This is a genomic window from Pseudomonas sp. LBUM1663, assembly GCF_059695905.1.
On the sequence record NZ_CP166792.1, the window covers coordinates 651,678 to 667,936 of the forward strand.

At 60.9% G+C, this 16,259-nt stretch carries 13 protein-coding genes; 1 reads left to right on the top strand and 12 read right to left on the bottom strand.

Translation table 11 applies throughout. The annotated features are described in order from the left end of the window. Positions 1-54: 54 nt before the first annotated feature. The 12 genes from ureC to ACA075_RS02945 form a co-directional block, all read right to left on the bottom strand. The gene (gene ureC / locus ACA075_RS02890; protein WP_497297204.1) at positions 55-1,755 is read right to left on the bottom strand and encodes an urease subunit alpha; all 1,701 of its coding nucleotides are present in this window, start codon (positions 1,753-1,755) and stop codon (positions 55-57) included. A gap of 184 nt (positions 1,756-1,939) precedes the next feature. Beyond that, positions 1,940-2,248 (bottom strand): urease subunit beta, encoded by a 309-nt coding sequence (locus tag ACA075_RS02895; protein WP_497297205.1) that lies wholly within the window; start codon positions 2,246-2,248, stop codon positions 1,940-1,942. Continuing rightward, entirely contained in the window at positions 2,248-2,781 is a 534-nt protein-coding gene (locus tag ACA075_RS02900) for a GNAT family N-acetyltransferase (RefSeq protein WP_497297206.1), read from the bottom strand. Before ACA075_RS02900 ends, ACA075_RS02895 begins: the two co-directional genes overlap by 1 nt. A gap of 6 nt (positions 2,782-2,787) precedes the next feature. Beyond that, a complete protein-coding gene (locus ACA075_RS02905; protein ID WP_497297207.1) occupies positions 2,788-3,321 on the bottom strand; it encodes a GNAT family N-acetyltransferase in 534 nt (177 codons plus the stop codon). A 9-nt stretch (positions 3,322-3,330) separates the two neighbouring features. Further along, positions 3,331-3,633, bottom strand: coding sequence for an urease subunit gamma (ureA, locus tag ACA075_RS02910; RefSeq protein WP_007907366.1), 303 nt, complete (start codon positions 3,631-3,633; stop codon positions 3,331-3,333). A gap of 132 nt (positions 3,634-3,765) precedes the next feature. Next, positions 3,766-4,605, bottom strand: a complete 840-nt coding sequence (locus tag ACA075_RS02915; protein WP_497297208.1) for an urease accessory protein UreD — start codon at positions 4,603-4,605, stop codon at positions 3,766-3,768. A 30-nt stretch (positions 4,606-4,635) separates the two neighbouring features. Then, complete coding sequence (gene urtE, locus ACA075_RS02920) at positions 4,636-5,334, bottom strand: urea ABC transporter ATP-binding subunit UrtE (protein WP_077748951.1); 699 nt, start codon at positions 5,332-5,334, stop codon at positions 4,636-4,638. 122 nt (positions 5,335-5,456) lie between these two features. After that, on the bottom strand, positions 5,457-6,329 hold the full coding sequence (gene urtD / locus ACA075_RS02925) for an urea ABC transporter ATP-binding protein UrtD (protein ID WP_497297210.1): 873 nt from the start codon (positions 6,327-6,329) through the stop codon (positions 5,457-5,459). Then, on the bottom strand, positions 6,326-7,405 hold the full coding sequence (gene urtC / locus ACA075_RS02930) for an urea ABC transporter permease subunit UrtC (protein WP_497297211.1): 1,080 nt from the start codon (positions 7,403-7,405) through the stop codon (positions 6,326-6,328). The genes urtD and urtC overlap by 4 nt, the downstream gene beginning before the upstream one ends. After that, positions 7,405-8,907, bottom strand: coding sequence for an urea ABC transporter permease subunit UrtB (gene urtB / locus ACA075_RS02935; protein ID WP_497297213.1), 1,503 nt, complete (start codon positions 8,905-8,907; stop codon positions 7,405-7,407). The genes urtC and urtB overlap by 1 nt, the downstream gene beginning before the upstream one ends. A gap of 164 nt (positions 8,908-9,071) precedes the next feature. Continuing rightward, positions 9,072-10,337 (bottom strand): urea ABC transporter substrate-binding protein, encoded by a 1,266-nt coding sequence (gene urtA / locus ACA075_RS02940; RefSeq protein WP_497297214.1) that lies wholly within the window; start codon positions 10,335-10,337, stop codon positions 9,072-9,074. Between the two features lie 386 nt (positions 10,338-10,723). After that, positions 10,724-11,095, bottom strand: a complete 372-nt coding sequence (locus ACA075_RS02945; protein ID WP_497297215.1) for a DUF6124 family protein — start codon at positions 11,093-11,095, stop codon at positions 10,724-10,726. A gap of 644 nt (positions 11,096-11,739) precedes the next feature. Between ACA075_RS02945 and ACA075_RS02950 the strand changes: the two genes are divergently transcribed. Further along, a complete protein-coding gene (locus ACA075_RS02950; protein WP_497297216.1) occupies positions 11,740-16,227 on the top strand; it encodes a hypothetical protein in 4,488 nt (1,495 codons plus the stop codon). The last annotated feature ends 32 nt before the right edge of the window (positions 16,228-16,259 follow it).

Here is a 16,259-nt window from a genome sequence, read left to right on the forward strand (position 1 = left end):
TTTTTCCGGGGACCTGGTACGCCAGGCCCCCGGGATTTCAGTCCGATCCACTGATCAAAACAGGAAATATCGCTGGGCCATCGGCAACACATCCGCTGGCTCACACCACAGCAGCACACCGTCGGCCTTGACTTGATAGGTCTGCGGATCGACATCGATGGTCGGCAGGTAGTCGTTGTGGATCAAGTCAGTTTTCTGCACCTCGCGGCACCCTTTGACCACTGCGATTTTCTTCTTCAAACCCAAGGCCTCGGGAAGGCCCGCCTCCTGCGCGGCCTGGCTGATGAAGGTCAGGCTGGTGGCGTGCAACGAGCCGCCGTAGCTGGCAAACATCGGTCGGTAATGCACCGGTTGCGGAGTCGGAATGGAAGCATTGGCATCGCCCATCAGGCTGGCTGCGATGGCACCACCCTTGAGGATCAAGGTCGGCTTGACCCCAAAAAATGCCGGACGCCAGAGCACCAGATCCGCCCATTTACCCACCTCGACCGAGCCCACTTCATGGCTGATGCCATGGGTGATTGCCGGGTTGATCGTGTACTTGGCGATGTAGCGTTTGGCGCGGAAGTTGTCGTTGCCCTCGCCATCACCGGGTAGCGCACCGCGCTGCTTTTTCATCTTGTCGGCGGTCTGCCAGGTGCGTGTGATGACTTCGCCGACACGGCCCATGGCCTGGCTGTCGGAGCTGATCATCGAGAACGCGCCGAGGTCGTGCAGGATGTCTTCGGCGGCGATGGTTTCGCGGCGGATGCGACTTTCGGCGAAGGCCACGTCTTCGGCAATGCTCGGGTCCAGGTGGTGGCAGACCATGAGCATGTCGAGGTGTTCGTCGATGGTATTGCGGGTGAACGGTCGGGTCGGGTTGGTCGAACTCGGCAGCACGTTGGCAAAGCCGCAGGCCTTGATGATGTCCGGGGCATGACCGCCACCCGCGCCTTCGGTGTGATAGGTGTGGATGGTGCGACCCTTGAAGGCGGCGAGGGTGGTTTCGACGAAGCCCGACTCGTTGAGGGTGTCGGTATGGATCGCCACTTGTACGTCGTACTGGTCGGCGACGTTCAGGCAGTTGTCGATACTCGCCGGGGTGGTGCCCCAGTCTTCGTGCAGCTTGAGGCCGATGGCGCCGGCCTTGACCTGCTCGATCAACGGCTCCGGCAGGCTGGCGTTGCCCTTGCCGGTGAGGCCGATGTTCATCGGGAATGCATCGGCGGCCTGAAGCATGCGCGCCAGATGCCACGGCCCGGACGTGCAGGTGGTGGCGTTTGTGCCAGTGGCCGGGCCGGTGCCGCCGCCGATCATGGTGGTGACGCCGCTCATCAACGCTTCTTCGATCTGCTGCGGGCAGATGAAATGGATGTGCGTGTCAATGCCGCCAGCGGTGAGGATCATGCCTTCACCGGCGATGACTTCGGTGCTGGCGCCGATGGCGATGGTGACGTTGGGCTGCACATCCGGATTGCCTGCCTTGCCGATGCCTGCGATGCGTCCATCCTTGAGGCCGACGTCAGCCTTGACGATGCCCCAGTGGTCGATGATCAGCGCATTGGTGATCACCGTGTCGACGACCTCGGCGGCTAACAGTTGGCTCTGACCCTGGCCGTCGCGGATGACTTTACCGCCGCCGAATTTCACTTCTTCGCCATAGGTGGTGAAATCTTTTTCCACCTCGATCCACAGCTCGGTGTCGGCCAGGCGGACCTTGTCACCGACGGTGGGGCCGAACATGTCGGCGTAGGCCTGACGGGAAATCTTCATTCGTTCGCCTTGTAAATGATGGGTGGCAACCTGCGATCCATTGTGGCGAGGGAGCTTGCTCCCGCTGGGCTGCGCAGCAGCCCTAAAGCCTTTAACCGGATTTCTTCAGGCACTCTCTATTTTTCGGGTTAGCGAGCGCTTCGCACTCGAGCGGGAGCAAGCTCCCTCGCCACAGGTGAGCATGTCAGTCGAGGTCACCCATGACCCTGCCGGCAAACCCGAACACCCGGCGATGCCCGGCCAGGTCCACCAGCTCAACCTCACGACTCTGCCCCGGCTCGAAGCGCACGGCGGTGCCGGCGGGGATGTTCAGGCGCATGCCACGACTGGCCGCACGGTCGAAGGTCAGGGCGTCGTTGGTTTCGAAGAAGTGATAGTGCGAGCCGACCTGGATCGGCCGGTCGCCGCTGTTGGCCACTTTCAGGCTAACAGTACGGCGGCCGACGTTGAGTTCGATGTCGCCGGGCTGGATCTGGTATTCACCGGGAATCATCAATGGGCTCCCTGAAGAATCTTGTAGTAGAGGGCGGTCGGTTTGTACTGGCCGCTCGGGTCGCAGGCGTAATCAGGGATTTCACCTGCTTTGGTGTAGCCCAGGGCTTTGTAGAAGTCCTCGGCGGGGGAGCCAGCCTCGGTGTCGAGGTAGAGCATGCCGCGCTTGTGCTGGAGCGCGGCCTGTTCCAGCGCGCTCATCAATTGTTGGCCCAGGCCACGGCGGCGCGCATGTTCGCGCACCAGCAGTTTCTGCACTTCTGCACGGTTCAGGCCATTGGCTTTCTGACACAGGGTCAGCTGCACGCTGGCCTGCACCTGCTCGTCCTTGACCACCACCCACAGCAGCACGTTGCCCTTGTTCAGGTTGTCCTGAACGTCATCGAAATAGGCGCGGGCCGCGGCGGCATCCAGATTGGCCATGAACCCGACACTGGCGCCATAGCCGACGGCGTCGAGCAGCAGATCAATCAAACCCTGACGATAGTGCGCAAAGCTTTCAACATTGACGCGGCGCAGTTGGGCAGCGTTCATCGGGCGTTACTCCTTGTTGGCAGGCGGCGGCTCCGCGCCAGGATTGAGGGTCAGTTGCATGAAAGTCAGGTCCAGCCAGCGGCCGAATTTGGTGCCCACTTGCGGCATCTCTCCGGTGATCACGAAACCGGCCCGTTCATGCAAACGGATAGACGCGGCATTGCCGCTTTCGATGGCCGCGACCATGACGTGTTTGTCGCAGCCTTTGGCGCGCTCGATCAGCACCTTCATCAATTGCGGACCGAGACCGTTGCCACGCTGGTCGCTGCGCACGTAGACCGAGTGCTCGACGGTGTGGCGGAAACCGTCGAACGGCCGCCAGTCACCAAATGAAGCGTAGCCCAGCACGCTGTTATCGCCGTCGACGATCACTAGGATCGGATAACCCTGGGCTTGCCGGGCGCTGAACCACGCCTGACGGTTGCCCAGGTCCACGGCCTGTTCGTTCCAGATCGCCGTGGTGTTGAGCACGGCGTCGTTGTAGATGTCGCGAATCGCCGGCAGGTCGGCGTGCAGCGCATCGCGGATGTGATAGGTCATGACGCGTCCTCAGGCGATGGGTTGGTGAACGGTGACCAGTTTGGTGCCGTCGGGGAACGTCGCTTCGACCTGGATCTCCGGGATCATTTCCGGGATGCCTTCCATCACTTGTTCGCGGCTGAGCAGGGTGGTGCCGAAGTGCATCAGTTCGGCCACGGTCTGGCCGTCACGCGCGCCTTCGAGCAGCGCAGCGGAGATGTAGGCCATGGCTTCCGGGTAATTGAGTTTCACGCCGCGCGCCAAACGCCGCTCGGCCACGAGGCCGGCGGTGAAGATCAGCAGCTTGTCTTTTTCGCGTGGGGTCAAGTCCATCGTTTGGAATCCATCTGGGCAGATAAAAAAATCGGATCTGTAAACACACAACTTGTAGGAGCCAGCTTGCTGGCGATGGCGTACTTACTGGCGCCATCGCCAGCAAGCCGGCTCCTACAAGGATATCGGTGTTCAGGTGCTCCATATTCTTGGGGGCAGGGCTTCGCGGCCGAGTAACGCAGGCCGCAGCAACCGCCACAATTCAATCAACCAGCCCCGCGCCAACAGCGCTTCGCTGGCCAGGCACCGAGCCACCAGAAGTCCGGGCAATTGCGTCAGATCCCCGCGCACTTCATTGGGCAGCGAGCGACAGGTTTCCAGCAGTTCGCTATCAATTTCCCCGGTCACCAGCAACGTCGCAAACACCGGCTGCCCATCCAGGCCAATCGGCGAGTCGAGCAAGCCGTCATCCCCGACAATGCGCTGGCGTTCGTGCCAGAGCAACTGGCCGTCGCGGCGGATGTCCAGTTTTGCCTGAAAATGCCCGAGGTCGAAGCGCTCGCCACTGGCCGGTCGGCCCAGCGCCACGACGTCCCAGTAAAACAGCCGGGCGTCGCCCTCCAGATCAATCGAGGTGCTGAGTTCGGCTTGAGCGTCGCTGAAGATGATCGTCTCTTGTGGCAGCCATTCCAGTGTCGCACCGCACGCCACTTTCAATGTCAGCTGTTGATAGGCGGGCCCCGCCGCGCGATACCACTTGGCGGCACCCGGGCTGGTGATTTGCGCCCAGGCATCCGCGCCGACGCTGGCCGAGATGTCCAGTCGATCACCACCTGCGATACCGCCCGGCGGATGAACGATGATGTGCTGGCACACTTGCGGGCCTTCGGCATACAGGTGCTTTTGCACCCGCAGCGGGCCTTTATGTCGGCGCAGGACCGGGCGTGTGCTGTCGCCGAACCGGGCGTAGCCCAATTCCAGCTCGGCATGCCAGCTCGGGGTAAACAGGGCAGTGGGAAGAGGTAAATTCATGTTTTCTAATTATCGTCAGGACGCTTCAGATTAGATCGTAACCAGACCGCGTACACCCTCGGCTTCCATATTTTCGCCGCGACCTTGCTGCACGATCTCGCCGCGGGACATCACCAGGTACTGGTCGGCCAGTTCGGCGGCGAAATCGTAGAACTGCTCGACCAACAGAATCGCCATGTCGCCCCGGGCCGCGAGCTTCTTGATCACTACGCCGATCTCTTTGATCACCGATGGCTGGATGCCTTCGGTGGGCTCATCGAGAATCAACAGCCGTGGACGGCTGGCCAGTGCGCGACCAATCGCCAATTGCTGCTGTTGGCCGCCGGACAAGTCACCGCCGCGTCTTTGTTTCATTTGCAGCAGCACCGGGAACAGCTCGTAGATGAATGCCGGGACTTCCTTGGCCTCAGAACCAGGAAACCGCGAAAGACCCATCAGCAGGTTTTCTTCCACGGTCAGGCGGCCGAAAATTTCGCGGCCCTGAGGCACATAGGCGATCCCGGCATGCACCCGCTGGTGCGGCTTGAACGTGGTGATCGGTTTGCCTTCCCAATTCACTGCGCCTTCCTTGGCCGGCAGCAAACCCATCAGGCATTTGAGCAGGGTGGTCTTGCCCACGCCGTTGCGCCCCAGCAGGCACGTGACTTCACCGACCTTCACGTCAAACGTCAGGCCCCGCAGGATGTGGCTACCGCCGTAGTACTGGTGCAGCTTGTCGACTTGCAGCATTCTCAGATTCTCCTTAAATCCCCTGTAGGAGCGAGGCTTGCCCGCGAAGAACGATGACGCGGTCTTGCAGTTGGACCGAGGCGTCCCCTTCGCGGGCAAGCCTCGCTCCTACAAGAGCCATTTCATCTTCCGAGGTAAACCTCGATCACTCGCTCGTTGTCCTGCACCTGCTCCAGCGACCCTTCGGCCAGCACGCTGCCCTGGTGCAACACGGTGACGTGGTCGGCAATCGACCCGACAAACCCCATGTCGTGTTCCACCACCATCAGCGAATGCTTGCCGGCCAGGCTTTTGAACAGTTCGGCGGTGAACTCGGTCTCGGCGTCGGTCATGCCTGCCACCGGCTCGTCGAGCAGCAGCAGTTGCGGGTCTTGCATGAGTAGCATGCCGATCTCCAGAAACTGCTTCTGGCCGTGGGACAACAGACCCGCCGGGCGATTGACCGAGGCCGTCAGGCGAATGGTTTCCAGCACCTCGCTGATGCGATCTTTCTGTTCGCCACTGAGGCGAGCCCGCAGGCTGGCCCACACCGACTTGTCGGTTTTCTGCGCCAGCTCCAGGTTCTCGAACACGCTCAAGGCCTCGAACACCGTCGGCTTCTGGAACTTGCGGCCGATGCCGGCCTGGGCAATCTGTACTTCAGTCATCGACGTCAGGTCCAGGGTTTCGCCGAACCAGGCTTTGCCGTGACTGGGGCGAGTCTTGCCGGTGATGACGTCCATCAACGTGGTCTTGCCCGCGCCGTTGGGGCCGATGATGCAGCGCAATTCGCCGACGCCGATGTACAGGTTCAAAGCGTTGAGTGCCTTGAAGCCATCGAAGCTGACGCTGATGTCTTCCAGGGTCAGGATCGTGCCGTGGCGTGTATCCAGGCCGGGACCGACACGTTGCCCGAGGCCGATGGCATCGCGGCTGCTGCCGGCGTCCTTGTTGGGTTCCAACGGCGGGAAAAACGCCGGTTCGAGCATGAATTCAGCCGTCGCAGTGACTCTCATTGCTCACCTCTCTTTTTCAGCAGGCCGATCACGCCTTTGGGCAGGTACAAGGTCACGACGATGAACAGCGCGCCAAGGAAGAACAGCCAGTATTCAGGGAACGCTACGGTGAACCAGCTCTTCATGCCATTGACCACACCGGCGCCGAGCAGCGGACCGATCAACGTACCGCGACCACCGAGGGCCACCCAGACGGCCGCTTCAATCGAGTTGGTCGGCGACATTTCACTCGGGTTAATGATCCCGACTTGCGGCACGTACAACGCACCGGCCAGACCACACAGCACCGCGCTCAAGACCCAGACAAACAGTTTGAAACCCCGCGGGTCGTAGCCGCAGAACATCAAGCGGTTTTCCGCATCACGCAAGGCGGTCAGCACCCGGCCGAACTTGCTCTGCGCCAGACGCCAGCCGATGAACAGGCTCGCCACCAGCAACACCACCGTGGCAAAAAACAGCACCGCGCGCGTGCCCGGCTCGGTAATGCCAAAGCCGAGAATCGTGCGGAAGTTGGTGAAGCCGTTGTTGCCGCCAAACCCGGTTTCGTTGCGGAAAAACAGCAGCATCCCGGCGAAGGTCAGGGCCTGGGTCATGATCGAGAAATACACGCCCTTGATCCGCGAACGGAAGGCGAAAAACCCGAAGACCAGCGCCAGCAACCCCGGCGCGAGCACCACCAGGCACATCGACCAGAGGAAGCTGCTGGTGCCGGTCCAGTACCACGGCAATTCGGTCCACGACAGGAACGTCATGAACGCCGGCAAGCCGTCGCCCGAGGCCTGGCGCATCAGGTACATGCCCATCGCATAACCGCCGAGGGCGAAGAACAGGCCGTGACCGAGGGACAACAGCCCCGCGTAACCCCAGACCAAATCGAGGGCGAGGGCGACGATGGCGTAGCACAGAATCTTGCCCACCAGCGTCAGGGTGTAGGCCGAGACGTGAAAAACGCTGACCGGAGATAACAGCGAGAGCAGCGGCAACGCCAGCAACAGAACGAGGATCACTGCACCAACGGCAATCGTGACCGTGGGACCGGCTTTTTGTGTTGCGGTAACGAGCAGGGGCTGGTTCATCAGTCGATCACCCGTCCTTTCAGTGCGAAGAGGCCTTGCGGACGCTTCTGGATGAACAGAATGATCAGCGCGAGGATCAGAATCTTGCCGAGCACGGCGCCGATCTGCGGTTCGAGAATCTTGTTGGCGATGCCCAGGCCGAAGGCAGCCAGGACACTACCGGCCAACTGACCGACACCGCCGAGCACCACCACGAGGAACGAGTCGATGATGTAGCTCTGGCCGAGGTCCGGGCCGACGTTGCCGATCTGGCTGAGGGCCACGCCGCCGAGCCCTGCGATGCCGGAGCCGAGGCCGAAGGCGAGCATGTCCACGCGCCCGGTCGGCACACCGCAGCAGGCGGCCATGTTGCGATTCTGGGTGACGGCGCGCACGTTCAAACCCAGGCGCGTCTTGTTCAGCAGCAGCCAGGTCAGCACCACCACAAACAAGGCGAAGGCGATGATCACGATGCGGTTGTACGGCAGCACGAGGTTGGGCAGCACTTGAATACCGCCCGACAACCACGCCGGGTTGGCCACTTCAACGTTCTGCGCGCCGAACACCAAGCGCACCAGTTGAATCAGCATGAGGCTGATGCCCCAGGTCGCGAGTAGGGTTTCCAGCGGGCGGCCGTAGAGGTGACGAATCACCGTGCGCTCCAGCGCCATGCCGATGGCGGCTGTGACGAAAAACGCCACCGGCAACGCGATCAGCGGGTAGAACTCGATGGCTTGCGGGGCGAAGCGCTGGAGCATCAGTTGCACCACGTAGGTCGAGTACGCGCCGAGCATCAGCATCTCGCCGTGGGCCATGTTGATCACGCCGAGCAGGCCGAAGGTGATCGCCAGTCCCAGGGCGGCGAGCAGCAGGATCGAACCGAGGGACATGCCGCTGAACGCTTGCCCGAGGATCTCGCCGACCAGCAGTTTGCGTTTGACTTGAGCCAGGCTGGTTTCGGCGGCAGTGCGCACGTTGGCATCGGCTTCAATGCCCGGCTCCAGCAGGCTTTCGAGGCGGGTGCGTGCCAGCGGATCGCCGGTTTCGCCAAGCAGACGCACCGCCGCGAGGCGCACGGCCGGGTCGGTGTCGACCAGTTGCAGGTTGGCCAGAGCGAGGCTGAGGGCGGCGTGGACGCTTTCGTCTTTTTCGCCGGCCAGTTGCCGGTCGAGAAATTTCAACTGTGCGGGTTTGGCGCTTTTCTGCAGTTGCTGCGCGGCGGCCAGACGGGTTTTTGGGTCGGCGGCGAGCAGTTGATGGCTGGCCAGTGCGGTGTCGATCAGACCGCGCAGGCGGTTATTCAGGCGCAGGGTTTTGGTTTGGCCGTCGACGGTCAGTTCGCCTTGTTGCAGGGCGCTGATCAGCTCGATACGGGCCGATTCGGGCTGCGCGGCCCAGGTCTCCAGCAGTTTGGCTTGCTGCATGGGGTTGGCGGCGACGAAGTCGTCGGTGTCGCTGGCCTGTACGGCCATCGGCAGCAAAAGCGCGAGTGCAAAGATAAAGCGGTAGAGGGCGATGGGCATATGTAAGGCCTTGCGCGGACTAATTGTAGGAGTGAGCCTGCTCGCGATAGCGGTCTATCAATCAACAAATATGTTGTCTGACCCACCGCTATCGCGAGCAGGCTCACTCCTACAGGGGATTGCGTCGGGCTCAAGCGACATGCCCAAGCCCGACATCCAGTGGCTTAGTTGCTCTTCATCGCATAATCCGGCTTCTTGTCGTTGCCATCGATAAACGGGCTCCACGGCTGGGCGCGGATCGGGCCTTCGGTCTGCCACACGACGTTGAACTGACCGTCGGCCTGGATCTCGCCAATCATCACCGGTTTGTGCAGGTGATGGTTGGTCTTGTCCATGGTCAAGGTGTAACCGGACGGCGCGGCAAAGGTCTGGCCGGCGAGGGCCTCGCGGACTTTGTCGACGTCGGTGGATTTGGCTTTCTCAGCCGCTTGCGCCCACATGTGGATGCCCACGTAAGTGGCTTCCATCGGGTCGTTGGTCACCGCTTTGTCGGCGCCCGGCAGGTTGTGTTTCTTCGCGTAGGCTTTCCAGTCGGCCACGAACTTCTTGTTCGCCGGGTTCTCGACCGATTCGAAGTAATTCCATGCCGCGAGGTTGCCCACCAGTGGCTTGGTGTCGATGCCGCGCAGTTCTTCTTCTCCCACCGAGAACGCCACGACCGGAACGTCGGTGGCTTTCAGGCCCTGGTTGGCCAGCTCTTTGTAGAACGGCACGTTGGAGTCGCCGTTGACGGTGGAGATGACCGCTGTCTTGCCGCCGGCCGAGAACTTCTTGATGTTGGCCACGATGGTTTGGTAATCGCTGTGGCCGAACGGGGTGTAGACCTCTTCGATGTCCTTGTCCGCCACGCCTTTGGAGTGCAGGAACGAGCGCAGAATCTTGTTGGTGGTGCGCGGGTAAACGTAGTCGGTGCCCAGCAGGAAGTAACGCTTGGCGCTGCCGCCTTCTTCGCTCATCAGGTATTCCACCGCCGGGATTGCCTGTTGGTTCGGCGCGGCGCCGGTGTAGAACACGTTCGGCGACATCTCTTCGCCTTCGTATTGCACCGGGTAGAACAGCAAGCCATTGAGTTCTTCGAACACCGGCAACACCGATTTACGCGACACCGACGTCCAGCAACCGAACACCACGGCCACCTTGTCCTGAGTCAGCAACTGACGACCCTTTTCTGCGAACAGCGGCCAGTTCGACGCGGGGTCCACGACCACCGGTTCCAGCATCTTGCCGTTCACGCCGCCCTTGGCGTTGATCTCGTCGATGGTCATCAACGCCATGTCTTTGAGCGAGGTTTCGGAGATCGCCATGGTCCCGGACAACGAATGCAGAATACCGACCTTGATGGTCTCGGCGGCCTGGACGGTCCAGGTCATGCCCATCGCGGCAATGCTTGCCGTGAGTGTGAAAGCCTTGATCAAGCTACGACGCTTCATTGTGCGATCTCCATGAACATTAGAATTTTTTCTGGGTTGGCAGATGCGGACTACTGAAGGGTGTTTTGCAAAGGCTGTGCCCGGTCGGCAAAAGGCAGGGAAATGTCGTTTTAGAGCGGTCGCGCGCGGTGGTGGCGCACCACGAAGGGACGAGGGTGGGGCGGTGGTGCGACGAGGCGCGCCACATTGGGGCGCAGAAAATTTGCAGTGAACACAAAACCTGTGGCGAGGGAGCTTGCTCCCGCTGGGTCGCGAAGCGGCCCCAAAACCTGCAAGCACGATGCATCAGGTGTACCGCGTGCAAAGGTTTTACGACTGCTTCGCAGCCGAGCGGGAGCAAGCTCCCTCACCACAAAAGCTCGCTCCTACATTTTCTTGCGGTGTGTTCAGGTGGGGACGACGTTATCCACCGCGCGGTTCACCGCCAGTTCGGCGAGCATGATGATTTGCTGGATGGCCATCGCCTTGTGGCGTTGCGGGCCGATCAGGTCGGTGGCGAAATCGCTGGCCAGGACGCTGGCAGAGGCCAGGGATTCACAGGCATGGACCAGCAGGCTTTCGGTGTCGTTGTTTGGGGCGATCATGTACATCGTGCTGGGGCGGTGGGGTTTTTCGGTGTAGAGCGCAGGCGGATCCAGGTAGTAGTTGAGGGCGCGTTTGATGGCTTCGCGGTCTCGGAGCAGGTCTTCGTCGCGAGATGTTTCGGGTTCGGGCGTGGTGGTGTCGATGGGTGGATCTGGAACAATTTTCTTATTCATGTGCCTGCCTTGGTTTTCAAGTTGGAGCCACCACTTGCCGTTTCTCACGCGGCGAAGAGGGTGGCAGCTATGTGCAGGGTGAGAAACCGGGGAACCAAGAAACCGGCCGGACCGAAGTCCGCCCACACACAGCCGCCATAACGCATTTACAGGCAGCGGATAAGCTGACGGCAATTATGCTGATACGAGTACTGCATGGCTAATGTTTCCCGGGTTCTCACGCCCGATCACTGATGTGCAGTGACAGCCCCAGACTAGAGAGCCCACGTCCGACGAACAACCTGAAAAGGTCGTGGGAAACGTCCGGTATTTTTGCGTCCGCATAAACACATCTAAACAACCCCAGAATCACAAATCCCCTGTGGGGGCGGGCTTGCTCGCGAAAGCGGTGTGTCTGTCACATTGATGTTGGCTGTGCCGCCCCCTTCAGGGAGAAAGGGGACAGATTTATTTTCGGTGCATCGGCGTGCGCAGCATCGGTGTTGGCTGCGTCAAAAGTAAAAAACCGGAGGGCGATACATATGTACCACCCGCTGCGCTCCGGGATCTTGATCATCGTGGCTTCTCAATCGAGTGAGCAGCGTATGAACGGCACCTCTACCAGTCCCCCTTCAGCCCCCCGAAAGACGACAACATTTCCTGCTTTGGGACCGACCTTCATCAGCGCGGATGACGCGGCCTATTGGGTTCACCGACAAATCGGCGCGAGCCGTGACAACGCCTACGGCGGCGTGATCGTGCAGCGTGGTGACGGAAAATTTCAGCCCACATTGCCAGTGGCGGGTCGGATGGGGCATTTCGATTTCGACTTTCTGCTGACTCTCGGTAACCTCAATGAGCTGTTTGCACCGCCGGGCTACAGTGGCGCGGCGTATTACCTGTCCCATTCGGCCAGTCACGCCGACGTCCTGCGGGTTCATCCGGGCTGGACGACTGAGCAGGTCACGTTGAGCCTCGGATTTTTTTCCAGAGCACATCTCCTGAGTCACATGCAGGACCCGGGCGCTTATGGCCAGCGCCATTATTTGTCGGGGCCGGATGGCTCGTTGATCAAGTACGAATCCACTCAGCCGGCAGAAGAGAAAAAACTCTTTGAGCAGGGGGGCAAGACTTTCGGGCCGTTCTCCGACGTTGAGTACCTGATTCAGAAAGTCGCCCAGACCGGCACGCTAAGCGTACTGGTGGCCAATGCACCATGGGGCGGCGTCCGAGGAAACGTGCCGGCGAACTGGACGCTCGGTACGGCTGCGGTGCGAAGTCCGACGTCGGTCCAGCCGTTTTTTTGTGCGGTGTTCGATCAAGTGGACAAGGCCATCGAAGCGGCCGCCGCGACGGTAACCGCGTCCACCGGCAGCGTTTATCTGGGGTTTGTGGCGACCTCTGCCGGCAGCGCGGAGTGCATGGCGACCTATCCGGTGCTTTCCAGCGAGCCCGCAGCCGAACTGCTCAAGACATTCCCGCTGAATGCTGATCGCACGCTGGAGCGCCTGCTCGATTTCGACCTGAACGGCGTCTACTTCATGCCGCAGGGCGATGCGACTCACAGCGCTAGCGAACCTTGGCTTTATGAGCGTTTTTTTTCACCGCAGGAGTTGGCTTCGGGCATCAGGTTTTCGCTAGGGGATGTTCATCGGCAGGCGTACCCGGACTACCTGAAGGTGTACGCCCGGACCCGGGACGGCGCTGTGTTGCAATACCGCCCTTCGGCGCACCTTCGTGAAGTACCGCTGAAGGAGAGCGCGGATTTCAACGTCCGATTGAAGGCCGGCACGCTCAAGCCTGCGGATTACATCAGGCAGGTGGCTGCTGCCGGCGAGCTGACGGTGCTGAAGGACAGCGCGCTTTGGGATGTTGCCGGAATCGTGGGGCCTGATTGGCGACCCTATGCCAGGTCGCGGCGTTTGAGTCCCGCTTTCCTCATGGCGGACGATGCTGCACGTTTCGCTCATGAACATATCGGCAGCCGGCGTGAGCAGGGTTTTGTCGGGATGATTTTGCGGGATCGCAACCAACGCTTCGTCGCCACCGAGCCGGTGTTTGCCGCCAAACGGTTTGCACTTGACAGGCTCTGCCCCCTCGATGCCACTGGCGCACCGATCGTGTTGGTCGAGGGTCACTCTTTTCATGGGCTGTACGCTTCGCGCTGGCAAGCGGATGCCGGAGCCATTGTGCGTACTGACTTGCAAGAGCAACTGACTCACGCACAAATGTTCACCTCCGAAGACATTCGCTCGGTGTTCGAGAAGAGTGCGCAGGTTGTCGATTTCTACCTGTCCGGCTCGGCCGACTCCCTGTTGGTTTATAGCCCCGACGTATCGAAAGTGGCGGCTCGCAACCGTCTGCAAAAGCGGGTGTCCGTACTCGTCGATGGCAAAACGCTGATAGACCAGGAGCTGGCGGCCGGCGCACTTGAGCCCGGTGCAGTGGTCGACGAACTGGCCGGCACGGGCAGATTACGCGTGGTGGTCGGCAGCGATGTGTGGGGGCCGCGGGGAACGGTGCCGGGGGATGAGTCAAATAACGAGGTCGCCCGCACAGACATTACCGCTCCGGTGCTGGGGGCTATTTTTACCAGCGCCGAAGACGCGGTGCTGAACGCCCGCCAGCGCGCCAGGCTCGACTACCGAGCAGCTGCGGCGGGTTGGGGATTTATCCTCAAGCACAAAGAACGCGATGAGTACGTGGCGACTGAAACAGTCCCGGTCAACCGCCTGGGGGCGCTGAACCAAGCGAGCGACTTTGGCGCTCCCGTATTGATCGACGAGTTCCAGACCCTCGGCCTTTATTACGCGGCAAGCTGGATGCCCAAAGAGTTATCGACAGCGGACGCCTGGTTTGCCCGGCATTTCGCTTCCATCCGCGAGCTGGCGACAGCGATCGTCGACGACAAGGGCACGCAACGTCTGACGCATTTTCAGGACCTGAACATTTTTATCGCAACACTGGACGGGGCATTGTTGCTTTACCAGTGCTCAGCCGCCTCAACACAATTCGACAACGAGGGTTTGCAACAACTGATGCCGGTCCTGGGCAAGGACACGCCACCCTATGCCAGTGTCATTCAGAAGGTCGCGGCGTCTGGAGAACTGAAGGTATTGCGCACCAGTGAACTGTGGGATGAACCGGGCATTGTCGGCCCGGACTGGAAGCCTTTCACGCAGGTCCAGCGGCGGGCGCTCAGCCCGGTCTTTTTTGCGCAGGATGATGCTGCGCGCTATGCGTTGGCGCAGCTGGGTTCGCGGCGTGAGCGGATCTACGGTGGGCTGGTGCTGCGTCGCGCCGACGGTTTGTTTGTCGCAACGCTGCCGGTGGCCGTGGAGGTCGAGAACTTCCCGGTCAGCTGGATTCGTCTGGATGAATTGACTGAACAGGGGGTGTTCCTGACGGGGAGTACAGTCGTCGCCCGGTACCATTCCCGAATCCCGGTCGAACCGATTTTCGCCCTGTCGAACCGCGAGCGGGACGTATACCACGCGATGTTTTTCACGGATTTTCTGGCGGACATTCTGAGCGGTTCCGGGCGTTCCCCGTCTCTGTCGCCCGGCAAGGAATACCTGCTGGGGCTCGATGGCAGCCTGATCAGCTACACCCTCAGTGCGAGCGCCAGCGAGAAGCAACTCGCCCGGGCATTGGCGCCACCCAGCCAGTTGCAGCGCCGGCACACCCCGATAGAGCTGAAAATGCGCAACGGCACCCAAACCCCGAGCGAGTACGTCAATCAGGTTGCAAGCGCCGGCCGGTTGCAAGTAATTCAGGGGAGCCGACTGTGGGGCGAGGCCAGGCAACTGTCGCACTGGAGTGCTTATCCGGGAATTATCTCGTCAGAGGTGCATCGATTTGCCATTGCCGAGCCGGCGCTCAGCCCGGTCTTCACGCAGATGGACGATGCCCTGCGCCATGTCCATCGCACGGTGGGCGCACGTGCCAGCCTGATGTTTGGCTTTGTGCTCAAGGCGCTGAACGGTGAACGGTACGTGACGACGCTGCCGATCGACGGGCGGCAAGGGCATCTCACGGTCGAGCGGGTATTTCCCAAAGGGATATTACCGTCGGGGTATCGAGTCGAGGGCCTCTATTTGTGTCCGTCGACAAGTCCGGGACGATTGCCCCATGACGTGGCACACAGCTTCATCTCGCCTCGGGATCTGTCTTACGGGCTGGACGCTGTCGGTGTGCGCACTGCTGAAGGATCCACGTACCTCAACGTCTACATCTCCTGCGCCGACGGCGCCTTGTTGCGCTACGCCCCCAGGGCCAAGGCACCTGAGTGGACCCTTTTTCATGCCACGGTGGCCTACGAGAAAGTAGTGCAATCAGGCCGGGAATCGCTGATCGACTACCTGCGCAAAGTGATTGCCAACGGTGAGTTGCAAACCGTGGTGCGCAGCGCTTTCTGGTCGCCGCTCAGGGTTGACGCCCGTGGCGTCAAAACCGGTATAAGCCTGATCAAGTGGGCGCGGGAAAACCGGTTTGCGCTCGGCCCTGTCTTCGCCCATGCCGATGATGCCGCTCGCTCGGCGCAGCGAATGATGGGCGAGTACGTTGGCCAATCTTATTTGGGCGGCGTGCTGATACACCCGGCGTCTTCTTCGTTCGTAGCCGTCGAACCGCTTGAGGACGGTGCCAGCAGTGGGGCTGCCAGTGCGCTGTTTTACTCAGGACCGGGCGGGCCTATTGCACCGGTCACGGTGCCCGGTGCGCAGCCTTTGCCGTTGCCGGTTTTTCCTCAGGGCTACAAATGGGCGGCTGTTCATCAGTTCTACAAGCGCTTCAATCTGTTCGTGAAGGACCCCAATGCGTCTGATCGATTACTGATGGATAACCTGGCCCTGGCCGACCTGTGGTTCTGCAGAGACGTCGTGAAAAAGAGTGGCGTCTCCGGGGGCAGTTGCTATTTCAGCGGTCGTGGCGGGGCCCTGTTCAAATTCACCCCCAGCTTCTCGCCGCAGGAAACGGCCTTGTTCAATGAGGAGGCAAAGGACGGGGTCGCGGCCTACCTCGCCGCTCTCGCCGGTGTCGGACGGCTTGAGGTGCTGGGCACCGATAGCTACTGGAAACGCCGCGGGCGACTGAGTTCGACGTGGCAGCCACCTGTGCAAACGACGGCGAAGCCCGATCGTGACGAACTGTGAAGCGCAGCGTTCATTGATCTGAGTGCCTGATG